Source organism: Streptomyces sp. NPDC093546, assembly GCF_044765045.1.
Lineage (GTDB): Bacteria > Actinomycetota > Actinomycetes > Streptomycetales > Streptomycetaceae > Streptomyces.
In genome coordinates this window covers 45294-58609 of the sequence record NZ_JBIWJG010000002.1, presented here as the reverse complement: position 1 = coordinate 58609, position 13316 = coordinate 45294, and the positions used below count along the sequence as shown (strand labels likewise).

The following is a 13316-nucleotide window of genomic DNA, read 5'->3' as shown; positions in this document are numbered from 1 at the left end:
ACCTCTTCGCGGCGGGCGACCCGCCGACCGGCGTGAGTCTTGTCTCTCTCCGGTCCTCCCGGCGAGCGGCTCACGCCCCGTCGGCGGGGCACCCCTGTCAACTCACATGAACGCGGGAATTCCGGCCTTACCGGCGGCGCGCCTCGGCCATCCGCTGCTCGGCGATCCGGTCGGCCGCCGCGGCCGGCGGAATACCGTCTTCCTTCGCACGTGCGAATATTGCCAGCGTGGTGTCGAAGATCTTCGTGGCCTTCGCCTTGCACCGGTCGAAGTCGAAGCCGTGCAGCTCGTCGGCGACCTGGATCACGCCGCCCGCGTTGACGACGTAGTCCGGCGCGTAGAGGATCCCGCGGTCGGCGAGGTCCTTCTCGACGCCGGGGTGCGCGAGCTGGTTGTTGGCCGCGCCGCACACCACCTTCGCCGTCAGGGCGGGCACGGTGTCGTCGTTGAGCGCGCCGCCGAGCGCGCACGGCGCGTAGATGTCCAGGCCCTCGGTACGGATCAGCGCGTCCGTGTCCGTGGCCACGGTGACCTGCGGGAACTTGTCGGTGACGCGGCGCAGCGACTCCGCGCGCACGTCCGTGATGACGACCTCGGCGCCGTCCTCCAGCAGGTGCTCGACCAGGTAGTGGCCGACCTTGCCGACGCCCGCGACGCCGACCTTGCGGCCGCGCAGCGTCGGGTCGCCCCACAGGTGCTGGGCGGAGGCGCGCATGCCCTGGAAGACGCCGAAGGCGGTGAGGACGGAGGAGTCGCCGGCGCCGCCGTTCTCGGGGGAGCGGCCGGTGGTCCAGCGGCACTCCCGCGCGACGACGTCCATGTCGGCCACGTAGGTGCCGACGTCGCAGGCCGTGACGTACCGGCCGCCGAGCGAGGCGACGAACCGGCCGTACGCCAGCAGCAGCTGCTCGGTCTTGATCTTCTCCGGGTCGCCGATGATCACGGCCTTGCCACCGCCGTGCTCCAGACCGGCCATGGCGTTCTTGTACGACATCCCCCGGGAGAGGTTGAGCGCGTCGGCGACGGCCTCGGCCTCGGAGGCGTACGGGTAGAAACGGGTACCGCCGAGGGCCGGGCCCAGGGCGGTCGAGTGGAGGGCGATGACGGCCTTGAGGCCGGTGGCACGGTCCTGGCAGATCACGACTTGTTCGTGGCCCCCCTGCTCCGAGTGGAACAGGGTGTGCAGGACGCCGTCGGTCACATCGGTCACGGTGGTGACTCCCAAGTACGAAGCGGCGAAGGAGGCCCCCCGGCGGGTGGGGGAGGGCCTTGACGGCAAGAGAGTAAGTCCTACCTGTGCGTAGAGGGGACCCAGTGCCGAGGATCACCCCCTCCCGGAGTACCGGCGTGGAAGGATTTGCGACATGCCAGCGGTCACTTCGGTCCTCGTCCCGTACGCCTCCTACCTGCGCGTGTACGAGCCGTTGGCGGCCTTCCCGGAGCCGGAGCGGGGCCATTGGGCCCACTACGCGCGCCGTGTCGCCGACGGGACCGCCCCGACGGCGCAGGACGAGCTGCGCCGCTCGCTGGCCGGGCTCGTGGGCACGCCGCCGGTCCCGGTGCCGGTGCACGAGAGCGCCGACGCCTTCGTGGTGGAGGTGGACGGCGTGGTGTGCGTGTGCCCGTGGCGCACGCGGATGCGCGGATGGCTGGCGCTGGAGGAGCTGCCGGGCCTGCTGCCGGCGGTGGTCCTGGACGCGGCGCTGCCGCCGGTGGTGCGCGGGCAGGCGGAGGCCGACCACGAGCGGTGGCGCGAGCAGAACCCGGACGCGCGGCCGTGGATCCGCACCTCGGTGTGGCAGGTGCCGGTGCGCTGGTTCGCGCTCTTCTCCGACGAGGAGCGGGAGTACGCGGCGGCCGCCGGTCCCGACAAGGCGCCGGTGCTGCGCTACCGGACGCCGATGGTGCAGGCGCGGCGGCGGGTGGCGCGGGCGCTGAAGACCCTGCGCGAGTCGATCGACGAGGGCCCGCTGATCGAGGGCCTGGTGGACGTGGGGCGGTGGCTGGAGGAGTTCCACCCGCGCTCGCTGGTGGAGCTCGACTACGGCGGGCTGGTGCACGCCCTCTCCGCCGAGCAGCTCGCCTCGGACCGGTCGGCGGCGGATGTGGCCGAGGGCATCGCGGCGCTGCGGGCCGACGACGCGGCGGGCGCGGGTGCGGCGTACGAGCGGCTGATGGAGCGGTGGCGGTCGGTGCGCGACCGGCAGTTCGCCAACTGAGATGATCTCGGCCGACCGGTCGGCCGACCGTCGACTGACCGGTCGTGCGGGCCGATCGGGCCCTAGGTCCCGATCCGGGCCTTTGTGTCAAGCGTGACGGACAGCACTAACCGGGCTCTTGCGCCCATCACCCAACCTCATGCCAAAATAGGACAAGGAGTCCGGGAGGGGCTTTCTTCCGTCCAAGTGTGGGCGGAAGGCTAAGCATTGCACGCTATGGGGGGTCTGGTGGCTCCTGATCGCTCTGTGACTGATCGTCACTGTGACGTGACTGTCCGCTATGGCATGGTCCATCGGCTTCCGTCGCTGATGAACACCTGAGAGGGCAATTCCGTCGGTTTGGCCGAACGTGGCTGGACAGATGGTGTAGTTGTAGTGCCGAGGACAAGCCGTTCGTCCTATAACCGACTCGGCTCGCGTCCGCCATTTCGGGCAACGCGGGTCAAGGTGCAGAATTTAGAGGAAAGAACCGAGAAGGTTCGGTTCTCCCGAGGAGGCCGCTCATGACCGCTCGCACCCCTGATGCCGAGCCGCTGCTGACCCCCGCTGAGGTTGCCACGATGTTCCGCGTGGACCCGAAGACGGTGACCCGCTGGGCGAAGGCGGGCAAGCTCACGTCCATCCGCACCCTGGGTGGACACCGTCGGTACCGCGAGGCAGAGGTCCGCGCACTGCTGGCGGGCATTCCGCAGCAGCGCAGCGAGGCCTGATACACCCCGAACACCCCGCTGAACCGGGCATTTCCGGATCCCCCAACCCGGTCCGCCCACCCATAGCTCCACCGACGGCTGCCCGCCCCAACGGGTCTTCGTCATCGATCGCGCTGGACTCCGCCGGGTCCAGCGCGATCTTTTTATGCCCGCGCAGGGGCCCGATGGGGAGCGGCGGGGGCCGGGTGGGGGCCGACTGCGCGGCCCCTCCCGACTGGTGCAATTGCACATATTAAATGGGGCGGTTGTAGGCGGGGCGTAAGCTGAGCAGTTTTCAAAACAGGTTTCGTGACTCGCGTCACACGGCGGAGAGCTCCGGGAGGGGGTCCTCGGCGCCTCCGTCCGGGCCGTTTCCGCCGTCGTCCGGGGCCTCCATGGCGAGCCGCAGGAGGCGGCGGCAGACGACGCAGCGCGGGGTGGCGTGCCGGTAGCCGGAAGCGGCCGCCAGATGGGCGCGGAGCAGCGCGCGGGTCTCGTGCCTGACCGGCCGGTCCGGCAGATCGGGCCGGCCCGGCCTGACCGGTGTGCTGGGCATCCGCGTCACCTCCGCCGAAGGGCCCTGTACCCCTTGTTGCTTGGGTACCCCCGGCAGATGCCGCCGTCAAGACGACGAAAAGGCCCGGATCCTGAGGATCCGGGCCTTCTCCGTACTGCTTACTGCGGTCCTGACGGGATTTGAACCCGCGGCCTCCACCTTGACAGGGTGGCGAGCACTCCAAACTGCTCCACAGGACCAGGTTTCGCAGCCGGTTGAGTTCTGCGCTTGGCTGCGAGAGAGACTCTACAGCAGGTCACGGGGTGCGGTCGAACTCACTCAAGGCGACGCCCCCGTCACCAGGGGGTGTCTTGCCGGTCTTGCCGGGCTCGCGACGCCTGGCACGCGCGCTCGCCGCGTTGTCGTCGGTCGCCAATGCTCCGCAGTGGCTCCCTCCTCCGCCTTGCGATCGCACGCACCAGACGCCGCTCCCTGATCCGGCCTGATCGACAAGACACCCCCTACGGCGCGGCCGCGTCGATCGCCTTCAGGATGCGCTTGTCGGAGACCGGGTAGGCGGTGCCCAGGGCGTGGGCGAAGTAGCTGACGCGCAGCTCCTCGATCATCCAGCGGATGTCCCGTACCTCCTGCGGCACCGGGCGGCCCTTGGGCAGTTGCTCCAGCAGCCAGGCGTACTCGTCCTGCATCTCGTGGACCTTCTCCATGCGCGTGGTGTCGCGCTGGACGGCCGTCGGCATCTGCTGGAGCCGCCGGTCCACCGCCACGAGATAGCGCATCAGGTCCGGCAGGCGCCGCAGGCCCGTCTTCGTCACGAAGCCGGCCGGTACGAGGGCCGCCAGCTGCTCCCGTACGTCCTGGACGTTCCTCACCAGGACCAGGCTGTTCGTGGCCTTCAGGCGCCGCTCGCAGGACTGCCAGGCGGCCAGGATCTGCTGCACCTGGGCCACCGTGCGGATGGTCAGCTCGACGAGGTCGGCGCGGACCTTGTCGTACAGCTTGCGGAAGGACTCCTCGTCCCACGCCGGCCCGCCGTGGTCGGCGATCAGCCGGTCGGCCGCCGCGGTCGCGCAGTCCTCGAAGAGCGCCTGCACCGAGCCGTGCGGATTGCGGGACAGGGCGAGCTTCTGCTGGTTCGTCAGCTTGTCGGCCGCGAACTTCGCCGGGTTCACCGGGATGTTCAGCATGATGAGCCTGCGCGTGCCGCGCCACATCGCCTGCTCCTGCTCGGCCTCCGTGTCGAAGAGCCGTACGGAGACGGTGTCGCCCGCGTCGACGAGCGCCGGGTACGCCTTGACCGGCTGGCCGGCGCGCCGCGTCTCGAAGACCTTCACCAGCGTGCCGATCGTCCAGTCCGTCAGGCCCGTGCGTTCCAGGGACTGCCCGGAGCCCGAGGGGCCCGCCGTGGCGGCCGCGGCGGCCTTGGAAAGGGCCTGACGGGCCTTAGGGCGCAGCTGGAGCTTCAGCGTCTCCAGGTCCTTGTCCTCGGCGAGCTTGCGGCGCCGCTCGTCGACGATCCGGAAGGTGATCTTCAGGTGGTCGGGCACCCTCGACCAGTCGAAGTCGTCCGCGCCGACCGGGACACCCACCATCCGCTGGAGCCCGCGGGCGAGCGCCACGTCCAGCGGCTCCTCCAGCGGGACCGCCGTGTCCAGGAACCGCTTCGCGAAGTTCGGTGCGGGCACGTAGTTGCGTCGGATCGGCTTCGGCAGGGAGCGGATCAGCTCCGTGACGACCTCCTCGCGCAGGCCCGGGATCTGCCAGTCGAAGCCCTCGTCCGTCACCTGGTTCAGCACCTGGAGCGGGATGTGCACGGTCACGCCGTCCGCGTCCGCGCCCGGCTCGAACTGGTACGTCACGCGGAACTTCAGCGCGCCCTGCCGCCACGCGTCGGGGTAGTCGGCCTTGGTGACCGCGCCCGCCTTCTCGTTGATGAGCATCTCGCGCTCGAAGTCGAGCAGGTCCGGCGCCTCGCGCCGCTTGTGCTTCCACCACGAGTCGAAGTGCGCGCCCGACACCACGTGCTCGGGCACCCGCTGGTCGTAGAAGTCGAAGAGCGTCTCGTCGTCCACGAGGATGTCGCGGCGCCGGGCGCGGTGCTCCAGCTCCTCGACCTCGGTCAGCAGCTTGCGGTTGTCCGCGAAGAACTTGTGGTGCGTGCGCCAGTCGCCCTCCACCAGCGCGTGGCGGATGAACAGCTCACGACTGGTCTCCGGGTCGATCCGGCCGTAGTTGACCTTCCGCTGCGCCACGATCGGCACGCCGTACAGCGTGACCTTCTCGTACGCCATCACCGCCGCCTGGTCCTTCTCCCAGTGCGGCTCGGAGTACGTGCGCTTGAGCAGGTGCTCCGCCAGCGGCTCGATCCACTCGGGCTCGATCTTCGCGTTGACCCGCGCCCACAGCCGGGAGGTCTCCACCAGCTCGGCGGACATCACGAATCGCGGCGGCTTCTTGAAGAGCGCCGAGCCGGGGAAGATCGCGAACTTGGCGCTGCGGGCACCCAGGTACTCGTTCTTCGCGCCCTCCTTCACGTCCTTCATCCCGATGTGGGAGAGGAGGCCGGCGAGCAGCGAGACGTGGACGCGGTCCTCGGGGGCGTCCTCGTCGTTGAGGTGGATGCCCATCTGCTTCGCGACCGTACGCAACTGCGTATAGATGTCCTGCCATTCGCGAATGCGCAGGTAGTTGAGGTACTCCGACTTGCACATCCGGCGGAAGGCCGACGACGACAGCGCCTTCTGCTGCTCGCGGATGTAGCGCCAGAGGTTGAGGAAGGCGAGGAAGTCGGACGTCTCGTCCTTGAAGCGGGCGTGGCTCTGATCGGCCTGGGCCTGCTTCTCCGCCGGGCGCTCGCGCGGGTCCTGGATGGAGAGGGCCGCCGCGATCACCATGACCTCGCGCACGCAGCCGTTCTTGTCCGCCTCCAGGACCATGCGGGCCAGGCGCGGGTCCACCGGCAGCTGGGCGAGCTTGCGGCCCTGCTGGGTGAGCCGCTTCTTCGGGTCCTTCTGCGCCGGGTCGATGGCACCGAGCTCCTGGAGGAGCTGCACGCCGTCGCGGATGTTGCGGTGGTCCGGCGGGTCGATGAACGGGAACTTCTCGATGTCGCCGAGGCCCGCCGCCGTCATCTGGAGGATGACCGACGCCAGGTTCGTACGGAGGATCTCGGCGTCCGTGAACTCGGGGCGGGCGAGGAAGTCGTCCTCCGAGTACAGCCGGATGCAGATGCCGTCGGACGTACGGCCGCAGCGGCCCTTGCGCTGGTTGGCGCTGGCCTGGCTGACCGGCTCGATCGGCAGGCGCTGCACCTTGGTGCGGTGGCTGTAGCGGGAGATGCGGGCGGTGCCGGGATCGATGACGTACTTGATGCCGGGGACGGTCAGGGACGTCTCGGCGACGTTCGTGGCGAGGACGATCCGGCGGCCCGAGTGCGCCTGGAAGACGCGGTGCTGCTCGGCGTGCGAGAGGCGGGCGTAGAGGGGGAGGACCTCGGTGTTGCGCAGCTTCTTCTTCACCAGCGCGTCCGCCGTGTCGCGGATCTCGCGCTCACCGGAGAGGAAGACCAGGATGTCGCCGGGGCCCTCCCCCTGGAGCTCGTCGACCGCGTCGCAGATCGCGGTGATCTGGTCGCGGTCGGAGTCCTCGGAGTCCTCTTCGAGGAGGGGGCGGTAGCGGACCTCCACCGGGTACGTACGGCCGGAGACCTCGACGATCGGCGCGTCGCCGAAGTGGCGGGAGAAGCGCTCCGGGTCGATGGTCGCGGAGGTGATCACGACCTTGAGGTCGGGGCGCTTGGGGAGCAGCTGGGCGAGGTAGCCGAGCAGGAAGTCGATGTTGAGGCTGCGCTCGTGGGCCTCGTCGATGATGATCGTGTCGTACGCGCGCAGCTCGCGGTCCGTCTGGATCTCGGCGAGCAGGATGCCGTCCGTCATCAGCTTGACGAAGGTCGCGTCCGGGTTCACCTGGTCCGTGAAGCGGACCTTCCAGCCGACCGCCTCGCCCAGCGGGGTCTTCAGCTCGTCGGCGACGCGCTCGGCGACCGTGCGGGCGGCGATGCGGCGGGGCTGCGTGTGGCCGATCATGCCGCGCACGCCGCGCCCCAGCTCCATGCAGATCTTGGGGATCTGGGTCGTCTTGCCGGAGCCCGTCTCACCGGCGACGATCACGACCTGGTGGTCGCGTATCGCCTCCAGGATCGCGTCCTTCTTCTGGCTGACCGGCAGCTGTTCGGGGTACGTGATCTCCGGCATGCGCGCCGCCCGCTCGGCCGTGCGGGCGGCGGCTTTGGTGGCCTCGGCGGCGATCTCGTCCAGTACGGCCTGACGGGCCTCGGGCTTGCGGATGCGGCGGGAGCCTTCGAGACGGCGGCCCAGCCGGTGCGCGTCGCGCAGCGAGACCTGGGCCAGCAGGGTCTGGAGGTCGGCGAGGGAAGTAGACATACCTGCTCCAGGATCTCACTCGCGGCGACGGAGTGGCGAACGCATTTCCCCGTACCATTTCCGGCGAGTCGACGATCTTGGGTCATGGAGGGGCGGTCCGCATGCGTTTCACCGGCGGCCGGTGGCGGTGGTGCCGTGTGGCGGCCGCCGTGCTGGTGTTGGTGGCGGCGCTGTTCCCGCTCTGCGGGTCCGGGGCCGCGGACGGCTCGCACGACGTGGTGGCCGCGGCGGCCGGCTCGGGGCCCTCGTGCGACCCCCTGGCCCAGTCGGGCGGGCTGGAACCGGCCATTCCGCCGCGCTCGGTGACGGCGGACTGCCTGCCGTCCGCGCCGCACACCGACCCACGGGTGTCCCTGTGGCACGGCGATTCGGTTCCGGCGGGCGTCCGCCCGGAGCGGGCGCCGCCGTGGGCGGCGGGGCCGACGCCGGTGGAGCTGTCGATCCTGCGCGTATAGCCGTCGGCGCGTGCGTACGTACGCACGTCGTGCCGCCGGTTTCTGCCTTTCTCGTGCTCAGGAGTCGCTCCACCATGTCCAAGAAGTCGAAGACCAAGAAGAACAAGCCGTATCTGATCGGCGCGGGGGTCGCCGTCGTCGCCACGCTGGCCGGCCTCGCCTCCTACACGGCGACCAGGCCCGGCCCCTCTGTGGCCGTCGAGCAGCAGGCCGAAGAGCGGGCCGAACAGCAGGTCGCCGCCTATCCCGAGCTGGAGAAGTACGCCCGGCGCGACGCCGCGGACCCTCTGGCCATAGGGCGCGCCGACGCGCCCGTCGTGATGATCGAGTACGCCGACTTCGCCTGCGGCTACTGCGGGAAGTTCGCCCGCGACATCGAGCCCGCGCTGATCGAGAAGTACGTCGACGCGGGGGTGCTGCGCATCGAGTGGCGCAACTTCCCGATCTTCGGCGAGGAGTCCGAGCGCGTGGCGCGCGCGTCGTGGGCGGCGGGGCAGCAGGGGCGCTTCTGGCCGTTCCACCGGGCCGCGTACGCCGAGGGCGCGAAGGAGCGGGGCTTCGCGAAGGACCGGCTGCTCGCGCTGGCGCGGGAGGCGGGCGTGCCGGACCTCGACCGGTTCGGGCGGGACGTCGACAGCGCGGCGGCGCGGGCGGCCGTGGCGGCGGACCAGGAGCAGGGGTGGTCGCTGGGTGCGAGCTCGACGCCGTCCTTCCTGGTGAACGGGCGGCCGATCGCGGGTGCGCAGCCGATGGAGACGTTCGCGAGCGCAATCGAGTCCGCTCGCGAGTCCGCCCGCGAGTCCGCTCGACGCGAGGCGGCGAAGTGACGGGTATCGGGTACCTCGCCGCCCTGCTGGGCGGGCTGCTCGCGCTGCTGAGCCCGTGCAGCGCCCTGCTGCTGCCGGCGTTCTTCGCGTACTCGATCGACAGTCCGGGCCGGCTGCTCGCCCGTACCGGGATCTTCTACGCGGGCCTCGCCACCACCCTCGTCCCGCTGGGCGCCGCCGGGTCCGTCGCGGGCCGGCTCTTCTACGGGCACCGGGACCTGCTGGTGTCCGTGGGCGGCTGGCTGATCATCGCCCTGGGCGTGGCGCAGGCGGTGGGTCTGGGTTTCGCCTCGCGGCGCCTCGCCGAGGTCAGCGGGCGGATCCGCCCGGTCTCGGCGGTGTCGGTGTACGCGCTGGGCCTGGTGTACGGCCTGGCGGGCTTCTGCGCGGGGCCGATCCTGGGCAGCGTCCTGACGGTCGCGGCGGTCGGCGGCAACCCGGTCTACGGGGGCCTGCTGCTGGCGGTGTACGCCCTCGGCATGGCGGTGCCGCTGTTCCTGCTGGCCGTGTTCTGGGAGCGCTGGGACCTGGGGCGGCGCGCCTGGCTCCGGGGACGGGCGCTGCGCGTGGGCCGCTTCGACCTGCACAGCACGTCGGTGCTGTCGGGCCTGTTCTTCGTCGCGCTGGGCGTGCTGTTCCTGGCCTTCGACGGCACGACCGCCCTGCCGGGCCTCCTGTCGGTGGACGAGTCGTACGCCCTCGAGACCCGCGTCGCGGCGCTGGGCCGTGCGGTGCCCGACTGGGCGCTGCTGCTGGGCGCGGTGGCGGTGGCGGCGGTGGTCCTGGGGGCGCGGGGGTGGCGCCACCGGCGGGACGCGTGAGGCTCCGCCTGGGGGTGTGGTGGGGGCCTGCGCCTCCACTGCATCCAGGTCCCAGGGGACCCGATCCCGGGGAGGGAACGGCGAAGGCCCCGTCCTGGGACGGGGCCTTCGTGGTGGTGGCTGGGGCCGGGGTCGAACCGGCGACCTTCCGCTTTTCAGGCGGACGCTCGTACCAACTGAGCTACCCAGCCACGCGGCTCTTGCGAGCCGCAGCGGTCCTGACGGGATTTGAACCCGCGGCCTCCACCTTGACAGGGTGGCGAGCACTCCAAACTGCTCCACAGGACCAAGCATTGTGCGAGCTCTAGTCTCGCACACGGTAATGCGTGCCCCCAACGGGATTCGAACCCGTGCTACCGCCTTGAAAGGGCGGCGTCCTGGGCCACTAGACGATGAGGGCTGATGGCCCGCCTGGGCGCTTCATCAGCGCGTCGGGGACGTGAGAAGCATATGGGATGGGGGGACGGTTCGCCAAAACGCTTTATCGGGAGCGGGTGGGTGAGGCGCTGGGGGACGGGGCGAGGGAGGGTGTGGGGGACGGACTGGGGGAGGGGGCGTCCGGGCGGTTCTCCTCCGGGAGGTGGCGGCTGACCTCGGCTGTCGTCAGGCCCAGGCCGCCCAGGGTGATCTCGTCCCACGCCTGGAGGTGCCGGGTGTCCCGGTCCAGGTAGAGGACGGAGGCGTGGACCTTCTCGGGCTCGTCCCGCTCCAGGGCGCGCAGGCCGCCGCCGCCCGTGGAGCCCTCGATCTTGAGGCGGGTGCCGTCCGGGAGGAGCTTGGTCACGCGGCGGTGGACGTGGCCCGCCAGGACGAGGGGCACCTCGCCGTCGGTCTCCTGCGCGGCCACGGGGTTGTGGGCGACCGCGATGTCCACGGGCGTGCCCGCCTGCCGCTGCTCGCGCAGCGCGTCCGCCAACTGGGCCCCCGCCGCCCGTTCGGCGTCGTCGCCCGCCGGGGCGACGGAGCGGTCCGGTGTGAACTGGGGGTCGCCCGTGCCGGCCACCCGGAGGCCCGCGACCGTGACGGCGCGGCCCTGGTCGAGGACGTGGACGTTGTCGAGGTTCTCCAGGTAGCGCTGGGTGGCCTGGGAGTCGTGGTTGCCGCGTACCCACACGTACGGCGCGCCGAGGTCGCTGATGGGGTCGAGGAAGCCGTTCTCGGCGGCGGTGCCGTGGTCCATGGTGTCGCCGGAGTCGATGATCACGTCGATCCGGTACTGCTCGACGAGCGAGCGGATGATCTCCCAGGCGGCCGGGTTGAGGTGGATGTCCGAGACGTGCAGGACCCGCATGGTCGCCGGGTCCGGCTGGTAGGTCGGGAGCGTGGAGGTCGCCTCGTACAGCTTGGTCACGTTGGTGACGAGCCGCGCCAACTCCTTCTGGTAGATGTCGAATTCGCTGACGATCGAGCGGGCGTTGCCGACGACGGAGGGGGCGGAGGAGAGGAGTCCGGAGAACTTGGGTTCGAGGACGGACTTCGGGTTCCAGGTGGCGAAGGCGGAGGCGCCCGAGCCGGCCAGCAGGGCCAGCGCCAGGCCCCCGGCGGCCACCGCGCGGCGCGGGCGGCGGTAGACGGCGAGGCCGAGGGCGGTGGCGCCCGTGACGACGGCGACGCAGGAGCGCAGCGCCAGCTCGCGCGTGCCGTCCGTGACGTCCTGGGTGATCTCGTCCTGGAGCCCGGCCAGCCGCTCGGGGTGCTTGACCAGGGCCTGGGCGCGTACGGGGTCGAGCTGCTCGACGTCCACGTCGAGGCGGATGGGCGCGTGGTGCGAGTCGAGCGTGAGCGCGCCGAGCGGCGAGACGTTGATCTTCGTACCGCCGGAGAGGGACGGGCGCAGGGTCATGCTCGTGTCCATCGGCCCGACGGGCGTGCGGACGCTGCCGACGACCAGGAGTCCCAGCCAGGCACCGAATAGGACGACGGTGATCAGGCCGGCGGCGCGTGCGTACGGGTGCGGGGAGTGGACCAGGGCGGGCGTGGGGCCGGTGCGGCGCGAGCGGTAGTGGCGGCGGAGGCGGTCGTAGGCGGTGCGAAGAGCGGCTGGGGCGACCATGGCCGCCGTATGCCCGGGCGCGCGGGCGGCTATGCCCGTACGCCCGTGTCATCCGTGACAATGGCCGGGTGCTGGAGATGACGCGCGAGGAGTTCGAGGAACTGGTCGCCGAGGCGTTGGACAGGATCCCGCCGGAGCTGACGCGGCTGATGGACAACGTCGCGGTGTTCGTGGAGGACGAGCCGTCGTCCGACGACCCCGATCTGCTGGGGTTGTACGAGGGGACTCCGCTGACCGACCGGGGCGAGTGGTACGCGGGCGTGCTGCCCGACCGCATCACGATCTACCGGGGGCCGACGCTGCGGATGTGCGACTCGCGCGAGGACGTGGTCGCGGAGACCGAGGTCACGGTGGTGCACGAGATCGCCCACCACTTCGGGATCGACGACGAGCGGCTGCACGAGCTGGGCTACGGCTGACGGCGGCGGGCGACAACCGGCGGGGGCCCGCGGTCACGGCCCCCGCTTTCGGGCGTGTCCTTGACGGGCGTGGGGAGTTGGGCAGGGAAACCCTGACCCGTGCCTGTGGAGGTGCCCGCGTGCGCCAGTTGCCCGCCCCCGTCCGATGGGCCGTGACCGCACTGGCGGTCGCGGCCTCCGCAGGCTCGCTCAGCGGCTGCATGAGCGTGTCCGACGAGAGTGCCAAGCCCGTGCCGTCCGGCTCGGCCGGGCCCTCGGGCGCGGCGGCGGCGGCCGACGTGGACGGCGGTGCCGCCGCCGGACCGGGGGCCCGGCACGCGGGGCGCGCCGAGGGCCTCGGCCCGGACGGGAAGCCCGGCGCGGCGGAGGAGGACGGCGAGGCCGGCGCCTCCGCGGAGCCGAGCGCCTCGGCGGCGCCGTCGGCCAAGCCGTCCGCGGGCGCCCCCGGTGACGGCGACCGGCCGGGACGGCCGCAGGACCCCACGCCTCCGGCCGGCGGGTCCGGCGGCGAGGGCGGCGGCCCGGGGGGCTCCGGCGGGCCCGGTGGCGGGGACGCCTCGCCCAGCCAGGCGCCGACGCCGCCCGCGCCCACCCCGGCGGACCCCACGCCCACGCCGGCCGACCCGCCCACGGACCCGGGGCCGGGCCCGAAGCCGTCCGACTCGCCGACCGCGTCGCCGGCGGCGGACACGACCCGGACGCAGGCGCTGGGGGCGCCGGACTGGTCGGCCGAGCCGCACGCATCGCCGCAGGTCGCACCCGCCTGAGACGGGTCGGTTTGCGTTGGGTGGGGGTAGGTGCGTATGGTGGTAGATCGTTTGATCCCATTTCCCATTTGCCCGGCGCCGACAGAAGCGCGCCGCGTGTGGCGCGTACT

The 13316-nt window shown here is 71.4% G+C and carries 11 protein-coding genes and 4 tRNA genes; 7 read left to right on the top strand and 8 right to left on the bottom strand.

Annotation, left to right across the window (positions count from 1 at the left end):
• Window positions 1–127 precede the first annotated feature (127 nt).
• Window positions 128–1210 (bottom strand): Leu/Phe/Val dehydrogenase, encoded by a 1083-nt coding sequence (locus ACIRNI_RS03320; RefSeq protein ID WP_403547888.1) that lies wholly within the window; start codon window positions 1208–1210, stop codon window positions 128–130.
• Window positions 1211–1364: 154 nt separating this feature from the next.
• Between ACIRNI_RS03320 and ACIRNI_RS03315 the strand changes: the two genes are divergently transcribed.
• Both ACIRNI_RS03315 and bldC read left to right on the top strand, forming a co-directional pair.
• Window positions 1365–2219 carry a hypothetical protein gene (locus ACIRNI_RS03315; RefSeq protein ID WP_355352627.1) on the top strand — a complete coding sequence of 285 codons (855 nt, stop codon included), beginning with the start codon at window positions 1365–1367 and terminating at the stop codon, window positions 2217–2219.
• A 503-nt stretch (window positions 2220–2722) separates the two neighbouring features.
• Window positions 2723–2929 (top strand): developmental transcriptional regulator BldC, encoded by a 207-nt coding sequence (gene bldC, locus ACIRNI_RS03310; protein ID WP_003949541.1) that lies wholly within the window; start codon window positions 2723–2725, stop codon window positions 2927–2929.
• Window positions 2930–3227: 298 nt separating this feature from the next.
• Here the strand turns inward: bldC and ACIRNI_RS03305 are convergent, their stop codons facing one another.
• From ACIRNI_RS03305 to hrpA, 3 genes are all read right to left on the bottom strand, one after another.
• Window positions 3228–3464, bottom strand: a complete 237-nt coding sequence (locus tag ACIRNI_RS03305) for a DUF6274 family protein (protein ID WP_403547886.1) — start codon at window positions 3462–3464, stop codon at window positions 3228–3230.
• A gap of 125 nt (window positions 3465–3589) precedes the next feature.
• Window positions 3590–3664 (bottom strand) — tRNA-Asp (locus ACIRNI_RS03300).
• Between the two features lie 261 nt (window positions 3665–3925).
• Window positions 3926–7864 (bottom strand): ATP-dependent RNA helicase HrpA, encoded by a 3939-nt coding sequence (hrpA, locus tag ACIRNI_RS03295; RefSeq protein WP_403547884.1) that lies wholly within the window; start codon window positions 7862–7864, stop codon window positions 3926–3928.
• Window positions 7865–7965: 101 nt separating this feature from the next.
• Here hrpA and ACIRNI_RS03290 point away from each other — a divergent pair, with 101 nt between their 5' ends.
• The 3 genes from ACIRNI_RS03290 to ACIRNI_RS03280 all read left to right on the top strand — a co-directional run bounded on the left by ACIRNI_RS03290 (window position 7966) and on the right by ACIRNI_RS03280 (window position 9967).
• Window positions 7966–8319: a hypothetical protein gene (locus ACIRNI_RS03290; RefSeq protein WP_403547882.1), complete on the top strand. Its 354-nt coding sequence runs from the start codon at window positions 7966–7968 to the stop codon at window positions 8317–8319.
• A 74-nt stretch (window positions 8320–8393) separates the two neighbouring features.
• A complete protein-coding gene (locus ACIRNI_RS03285) occupies window positions 8394–9146 on the top strand; it encodes a DsbA family protein (RefSeq protein WP_403547880.1) in 753 nt (250 codons plus the stop codon).
• The gene (locus tag ACIRNI_RS03280) at window positions 9143–9967 is read left to right on the top strand and encodes a cytochrome c biogenesis CcdA family protein (RefSeq protein ID WP_403547877.1); all 825 of its coding nucleotides are present in this window, start codon (window positions 9143–9145) and stop codon (window positions 9965–9967) included. Before ACIRNI_RS03285 ends, ACIRNI_RS03280 begins: the two co-directional genes overlap by 4 nt.
• A gap of 114 nt (window positions 9968–10081) precedes the next feature.
• On the opposite strand, the gene ACIRNI_RS03275 is transcribed toward ACIRNI_RS03280, so the two are convergent.
• The 4 genes from ACIRNI_RS03275 to ACIRNI_RS03260 all read right to left on the bottom strand — a co-directional run bounded on the left by ACIRNI_RS03275 (window position 10082) and on the right by ACIRNI_RS03260 (window position 12020).
• A tRNA-Phe gene (locus tag ACIRNI_RS03275) sits at window positions 10082–10158 on the bottom strand.
• A 22-nt stretch (window positions 10159–10180) separates the two neighbouring features.
• Window positions 10181–10255, bottom strand: a tRNA-Asp gene (locus ACIRNI_RS03270).
• A 39-nt stretch (window positions 10256–10294) separates the two neighbouring features.
• A tRNA-Glu gene (locus tag ACIRNI_RS03265) sits at window positions 10295–10367 on the bottom strand.
• Between the two features lie 81 nt (window positions 10368–10448).
• The gene (locus tag ACIRNI_RS03260) at window positions 10449–12020 is read right to left on the bottom strand and encodes a metallophosphoesterase (protein ID WP_403547875.1); all 1572 of its coding nucleotides are present in this window, start codon (window positions 12018–12020) and stop codon (window positions 10449–10451) included.
• Between the two features lie 68 nt (window positions 12021–12088).
• Here ACIRNI_RS03260 and ACIRNI_RS03255 point away from each other — a divergent pair, with 68 nt between their 5' ends.
• A complete protein-coding gene (locus tag ACIRNI_RS03255; RefSeq protein ID WP_355352648.1) occupies window positions 12089–12439 on the top strand; it encodes a metallopeptidase family protein in 351 nt (116 codons plus the stop codon).
• 119 nt (window positions 12440–12558) lie between these two features.
• The gene (locus ACIRNI_RS03250; RefSeq protein ID WP_403547873.1) at window positions 12559–13206 is read left to right on the top strand and encodes a hypothetical protein; all 648 of its coding nucleotides are present in this window, start codon (window positions 12559–12561) and stop codon (window positions 13204–13206) included.
• The last annotated feature ends 110 nt before the right edge of the window (window positions 13207–13316 follow it).

Excerpts from the sequence above, each read along its gene's own strand:
- hrpA (WP_403547884.1), bottom strand. The coding sequence starts at position 7,864 with ATGTCTACTTCCCTCGCCGACCTCCAGACCCTGCTGGCCCAGGTCTCG.
- ACIRNI_RS03315 (WP_355352627.1), top strand. The coding sequence starts at position 1,365 with ATGCCAGCGGTCACTTCGGTCCTCGTCCCGTACGCCTCCTACCTGCGC.
- ACIRNI_RS03285 (WP_403547880.1), top strand. The coding sequence starts at position 8,394 with ATGTCCAAGAAGTCGAAGACCAAGAAGAACAAGCCGTATCTGATCGGC.
- ACIRNI_RS03260 (WP_403547875.1), bottom strand. The coding sequence starts at position 12,020 with ATGGTCGCCCCAGCCGCTCTTCGCACCGCCTACGACCGCCTCCGCCGC.
- ACIRNI_RS03290 (WP_403547882.1), top strand. The coding sequence starts at position 7,966 with ATGCGTTTCACCGGCGGCCGGTGGCGGTGGTGCCGTGTGGCGGCCGCC.
- ACIRNI_RS03305 (WP_403547886.1), bottom strand. The coding sequence starts at position 3,464 with ATGCCCAGCACACCGGTCAGGCCGGGCCGGCCCGATCTGCCGGACCGG.
- bldC (WP_003949541.1), top strand. The coding sequence starts at position 2,723 with ATGACCGCTCGCACCCCTGATGCCGAGCCGCTGCTGACCCCCGCTGAG.